The organism is Burkholderia sp. Ac-20379 (genome assembly GCF_017104645.1).
Lineage (GTDB): Bacteria > Pseudomonadota > Gammaproteobacteria > Burkholderiales > Burkholderiaceae > Burkholderia.
Map to the genome: position 1 here is coordinate 1 of NZ_JAAGPF010000481.1, position 3,770 is coordinate 3,770.

At 68.9% G+C, this 3,770-nt stretch carries 5 protein-coding genes; 2 read left to right on the top strand and 3 right to left on the bottom strand.

Features of this window, described 5'->3' with window-relative positions; genetic code table 11:
* Together G3N92_RS31660 and G3N92_RS31665 are read right to left on the bottom strand one after the other, a co-directional pair.
* A partial coding sequence (locus tag G3N92_RS31660) for an NAD-dependent epimerase/dehydratase family protein (protein ID WP_206131477.1) occupies nucleotides 1-203 on the bottom strand: 203 nt, incomplete at its 3' end.
* Between the two features lie 101 nt (nucleotides 204-304).
* Nucleotides 305-2,257, bottom strand: a complete 1,953-nt coding sequence (locus tag G3N92_RS31665; protein ID WP_206131478.1) for a lytic transglycosylase domain-containing protein — start codon at nucleotides 2,255-2,257, stop codon at nucleotides 305-307.
* A gap of 20 nt (nucleotides 2,258-2,277) precedes the next feature.
* Between G3N92_RS31665 and G3N92_RS31670 the strand changes: the two genes are divergently transcribed.
* Nucleotides 2,278-2,880 carry a 5-formyltetrahydrofolate cyclo-ligase gene (locus tag G3N92_RS31670; protein WP_206131479.1) on the top strand — a complete coding sequence of 201 codons (603 nt, stop codon included), beginning with the start codon at nucleotides 2,278-2,280 and terminating at the stop codon, nucleotides 2,878-2,880.
* A gap of 13 nt (nucleotides 2,881-2,893) precedes the next feature.
* Here G3N92_RS31670 and G3N92_RS31675 read toward each other — a convergent pair whose 3' ends face one another.
* The gene (locus G3N92_RS31675; protein ID WP_206131480.1) at nucleotides 2,894-3,430 is read right to left on the bottom strand and encodes a winged helix DNA-binding protein; all 537 of its coding nucleotides are present in this window, start codon (nucleotides 3,428-3,430) and stop codon (nucleotides 2,894-2,896) included.
* A 134-nt stretch (nucleotides 3,431-3,564) separates the two neighbouring features.
* Here G3N92_RS31675 and G3N92_RS31680 point away from each other — a divergent pair.
* On the top strand, nucleotides 3,565-3,770 hold a 206-nt coding region (locus G3N92_RS31680; protein WP_206131481.1), incomplete at its 3' end, for a carboxyltransferase domain-containing protein.

Genomic DNA, 3,770 nt, shown 5'->3' on the forward strand with positions numbered 1-3,770 from the left:
TCACCGGCCACGAAGCGGGCGAGCGAGCGGGCATCGAAGCTGCCCACTTCGGCGACCTCCACGGCCAGCATCGCGAGATGCCGCGCGTGCTCGCGGCGCCGCGCCGCGATCCGCACCGTGCAGCCGTCGCGCAGCAGCGCGGCGACGAGCCGGGCGCCGATGAAGCCGGTGCCGCCGACGAGCGCGACGCTGGGACGATCCATGGGCGAGCCTCCCCTCAGAAGTCGAAACCGCGCGCCGCCGGGGCCGCGACACCGCGAGCCGTGCCGCCCCTCGGGCCGCCCGGCTCATCCGGCCGCGGCGCTCAGGGTGCGATGTAGCCGAGCCGCGCCTTCAGCGATTCGGGCTTGCCCTCGAACAGCGCCGCGTAATAGGTGGTGTTCGACAGCACGTTCTTCACGTAATCGCGCGTTTCGTTGAACGGGATCGTTTCCGCGAAGATCGCGCCCTCCACGGGCTGCGTGAGCGCCTGCCGCCATTGGCGCGGCCGGCCCGGGCCGGCGTTGTAGCCGGCCGTGGCCAGCACGGCCGAGTTGTCGAACTTCTGATAGATGTCCGACAGATACCAGGTGCCGAGCTGGATGTTGGTGTCGATGTCGTGCATCTGCGCGCGCGTGATGCCGCCCAGGCCGATCTTCTTCGCCACCATGTTCGCCGTGGCCGGCATCAGCTGCATGAGCCCGCCCGCGCCCACCGACGATTTCGCGTTGGTGATGAAGCGCGATTCCTGGCGGATCAGCCCGTAGGCCCATTCGATGTCGAGGCCGTTGGTCTGCGCGTAGCGCTCGACGATCGGCCGGTACGGCGACGGGAAGCGCAGCGTGAAATCGTGCATCGCCGTCGTGCGGTCGGCCGTGTTGACGGTGCGGTCGAGCATGTCGATGCGCTTCGCGTATTCGGCGGCGGCCAGCAGTTGACGATCGCTCATGCCGCGCAGCGGCCAGTTCCATTCGCGGTTGCCTTCGAGGCGCAGGTTCAGCGCGTAGAAGCGGCGCGCCAGCGCGAAGCCGGGCACCTGGCTCATCGCGTCGACTTCGGCGTCGCTGACCGTGGTGCGCGGCGGGATCACCGTCTGCTGGCCCAGTTCCTCGGCCGACAGTTGGCCGTAGAAATCGAAGCGGCCCGCCACCTGATCGAAATCGCGCTTGGCGCCGGCGGCGTCGCCGGCCTGCTTCAGCGCGCGGCCGTGCCAATAGAGCCACGACGGCTGCGCGCGCAGCTCGTCGGGCATCTGCTCGATCGACCAGCGCACCATCGGCCAGTCGCCGGCCAGCAGCGCGGCGCGCACGCGCCATTCGTAGGCTTGCGTCGTGAGCGGCGCGCCCGACGACTGCTTGTAATACTGCACCGCCATCGGCGAGCGCTTGACCGCCGCCTGCAGGCCGATCTCGCCCCAGGCGATCGCCTGCTCCGGCTTCGAGAGCTGGCCGAGCGTGCCCATCATGCCGGCGGCCGCGTCGGGATCGTTGCGCGCCATGCGCGTGATCGCGATCAGCGCGAGCTGGCGCGAGGTGGCGTCGCTGCCCACGCCGCGCGCGAGGAACAGCGGCGGCGCGCTGGCGGCCTGATCGAGGCCCGCCGGGCGCTGGCCGAGCACGTCGACGATCTTGCCGGCCGTGTTCACGTAGTTCTGTTCGTAGGCGAGGCGCGCCTGCGCCCAGACGTCGTCCGCCGAGAACTGGCGATTCGTCGACAACGCCGAGATCAGGTCGACGCACGCATCGCCGTAATACTTGGGATCGACGAGCAGGTGGCGTGCCATGTCGGCCACGTTCTCGCCGCGCGAGGCGCGCGATTCGAGCGAGTAGCACTTGACCTGGGTGTCGTCGTCGAGCACGAAGCGCTTGTATTGCTCGTCGAAGTTGCGCCAGTCGTGGCGCGCGCCGAGCACGAGCAGGTAATCGTTGCGCATGCGGTCGGCGATCGCCTGGCCGTCGTTGCGCTGCAGGAAGCTCAGCACCGGCGCGTCGGGCGCGTCGAGACGCGCGTGGCCCGACGTGTCGAACAACTGCGGCTTGATCTGGAAATACTCGAGATAGGTGGGCGCCGGATAATTCGGAATCATCGCGGCAAGCTGCGCGGCGCGCGCGGGATTGTTCGCGCGCGCGGCTTCGCGCAACTGGACGAAGATCTGGTCGTCGTTCGACGACACGTCGTCGACGGGCTGGGCGGCACACGCGGCGGCGCCTGCGGCCAGCACCACCGCCGACAGCGTGGTGGCGGCCGCGCGATATACTCGGACGAGGCTGTAGGACATCGTTTTGACTGGAGCACGAAGTGAGCGAAAGCATAGCACGCCCCCCTGTCGCAAATCGCAAGCAAACGCTGCGCGAAACGCTCTCGCCGCTGCGTCGCGAAGCGAATCGCGACACGGCCGCGAACGCCGCGCTCGCGCATCGCATTCTCGATCTGCTCGGCAAGCATCCGCTGCTCACGGTGGGCTTCTACTGGCCGCTGCCGGGCGAGTTCGACGCGCGCGAGGCGATCGCCGAATGGCTGCGGGACGACCCGCGCCGGCGCGCCGCGCTGCCCGTGATCGCGCAGCCCTACACGCCGCTCTCGTTTCGCACCTGGTCGCCCGACGCGCCGATGCGCACCGGCCATCACCGCATCCCCGAACCGGCCGACGGCGCGCCGGTGGTGCCCGACCTGCTGCTGATCCCGTGCGTCGGCTTCGACAAGCAGGGCTTCCGGCTCGGTTACGGCGGCGGCTATTACGACCGCACGCTGGCCGCCTGGCCGAACGACGCGCTGCCCGTCACGATCGGCGTGGCCTACGAGGTGTCGGCGATCGACGCGCTGCCGCGCGAATCGCACGACCGCCCGCTCGATTGGATCGTCACCGAGTGCTATGCGTACCGGTCGGGCTCGACCGGCTGAGCCGCCGCCGCTCTTACAGCGACGCGGCGGCGCGCGCCGCCGTGTCGTACAGCCCCGACGCGCTGCGCAGCAATTGCGCGGCCTCGCCGATCTGGGCGTTGGTCAGGCCGCTGTCGCGCAGCGTGTCGATCAGGCAGCGCTCGCGCACCTCGCGGTAGCGCTCGCACAGCGCCCGCCCCTCGGGCGTCACCGAGAACAGCACTTCCTTGCCCGATTTCTCGCCGGCCACGTAGCCGCGTGCGGCGAGCTTCTTCAGCGCGTAGGTGGCGACGTGCGTATCCTCGATATTCAGCACGAAGCAGATGTCGGCCAGCTTCTTCGCGCGGTCGCGATGGCCGACGTGGTGCAGCAGCGAGACTTCGATCGCGGTCATGTCCTTCGCGCCGGCGGCGGCCATGCAGCGCACCATCCAGCGGTTGAACGCATGGCCCGCCATGATCAGCCCGTATTCGAGCTCGGACAGCTCGACGCTTTCGTTCGAGACGAGATGCTCGGCCGAGACGATCTGGGTCGGATGGCGCTGGGTGAGGTCGGTCACGTCGGGAACCATTGAGGACGAAAAACTGCCGCAGTGTACGCCAGATCGGCGGGCGCTCCAGCCGCTTTGCAAAATTCTTATCGATAAATTATCGACAATTTATTGATGATGTATGATCGCGTCGAACCGATGCCCGCGAGCTTTCCATGACCGCTCCCCGTCTTTATCCGCTTGGCGATACCGCCGTCTGCTGCGAAGCGCCGCCGCCCGCCACGCTCGACTGCCAGCGGCAGGTCTGGGCGGTGGCCGCCGCCGCGCGCACGTGGCCGCACGTGGTGGACGTGGTGCCCGGCATGAACCACCTGACGCTCGTGTTCGACCCGCTCGAAACCTCGGCCGCCGCGCTCGCGCC

Coding starts and splice junctions, on each gene's coding strand:
- G3N92_RS31665 (WP_206131478.1), bottom strand. CDS start 2,257: ATGTCCTACAGCCTCGTCCGAGTATATCGCGCGGCCGCCACCACGCTG.
- G3N92_RS31675 (WP_206131480.1), bottom strand. CDS start 3,430: ATGGTTCCCGACGTGACCGACCTCACCCAGCGCCATCCGACCCAGATC.